The following is a 1,431-nucleotide window of genomic DNA, read 5'->3' on the forward strand; positions in this document are numbered from 1 at the left end:
CGAACCAACTCTATGGCTTCCCGCTTGAATTCAGGACTGTATTTCTTGCGCTTCATGAACACTCCTTCAGCTCGGTGTGAGCTTACTTGAAAGTGTCCGTGCTAACGGGGTAGAACCCCATGACAGTCGAAGGCATGCTGTATCGCATGCGCGTGGGTTGTCCCTGGCCAGACCTGCCTTGTGCCTTCGGGAGCTGGAGCAAGATCTACAAGCGCTTCAATTCATGGTCTGCGTCTGGCAAGTGGCTCAAGGTGCTTCAGATCCTTGTGACTGATCCCGATATGGAATGGGTTTTCATTGATGGCAGCTATGTCAAAGCCCACCAGCACAGCGCAGGTGCTGCCAGTGGACAGGATGAAGCGATAGGGAAAAGCCGAGCCGGTAACACCAGCAAGATTCACTTGGCCGTAGATGCTTGCGCACTGCCGATTGCCTTCGAAATTACCGGAGGCCAAATTAACGACTGCACTCAGGCATCCTCGTTGATCGCCAAGGTACCCGACGCCGAAAACATCATTGCGGATAAAGGTTATGACAGCGAAGCGATCCGAGAGCAAATCGTCCAGCAGGGTGGCCGGGTAGTGATTCCAAGAAAGCGCACCTCTGTGAAAGGAAACGCGGATCTGGATAGAGGGCTTTACCGCAACCGGCACCTGGTGGAAAACGCCTTCGCTCCGCTGAAACAGTACCGGGCGGTGTCATCACGGTTCGACAAGCTCAAGAGAAATTACGAAAGCGTCGTGGCTATGGCTTGCGTTTTCCTTTGGCTCCCCATGTGAAACGGGAACAGGCCCTAGTTGTGTAAACCCAGTACGTTGTTCAGTGGCAATGGAGCCCGACTGATTGGTGGTTCGTAGTTGAGACTGCTGTGCGGCCTGTGCCAGTTGTAGTGGTGCAGCCAGGCTGGCAAATGCTTGGCTCGTTGTTCGGAGCTGTCATAGCTGCGTGCATAGGCCCACTCACGTAGGCTCGTTTGAATGAAACGTTCGGCTTTGCCGTTCGTGCGCGATGTATAGGGTTTAGTGCGCATGTGTTTCAGCCCTAGCCGAGCACATAAGCGCCGAAAAGAATGAGAGCGGTAGCAGGCACCATTGTCTGTCATGACGCGTTTGAAGCGGATGCCCAGCCCGCGGTAGTAACGCAACGCCTGCAGCAGGGCTCGACAGGCGCTATTGCCGCGCTCATCTGGGTGCAGGCTGGTGAAGGCCAGCCGAGACGCGTCATCGATGGCTACATGAACGAACTCCCAGCCGGCGCCAAAGGAGCCCTGCAGACGATCCCCCGTAACTCGGTGCCCTGGCCTCCAGAATCGACCCAGCTTCTTGATGTCCAGGTGCAGGAGATCGCCGGCGTTGGGATATTCGTAGCGCACCACTGCCGGGGCAGGCTCCAGCTCGGCCAACCGATGAAAGCCCGCTTGTTTGAGACGGC

Annotated in this window: 1 protein-coding gene and 1 pseudogene; one reads left to right on the plus strand and one right to left on the minus strand. The window is 56.2% G+C overall.

Annotation, left to right across the window (positions count from 1 at the left end; genetic code table 11):
• Positions 1-119: 119 nt before the first annotated feature.
• Positions 120-779, plus strand: a pseudogene (locus BVH03_RS20955) (IS5 family transposase); the annotation flags it as partial.
• 14 nt (positions 780-793) lie between these two features.
• Here BVH03_RS20955 and BVH03_RS20960 read toward each other — a convergent pair.
• On the minus strand, positions 794-1,431 hold a 638-nt coding region (locus BVH03_RS20960; RefSeq protein WP_083640131.1), incomplete at its 5' end, for an integrase core domain-containing protein.

The sequence above is a fragment of the Pseudomonas sp. PA15(2017) genome (genome assembly GCF_001945395.1).
Taxonomy (GTDB): domain Bacteria; phylum Pseudomonadota; class Gammaproteobacteria; order Pseudomonadales; family Pseudomonadaceae; genus Aquipseudomonas.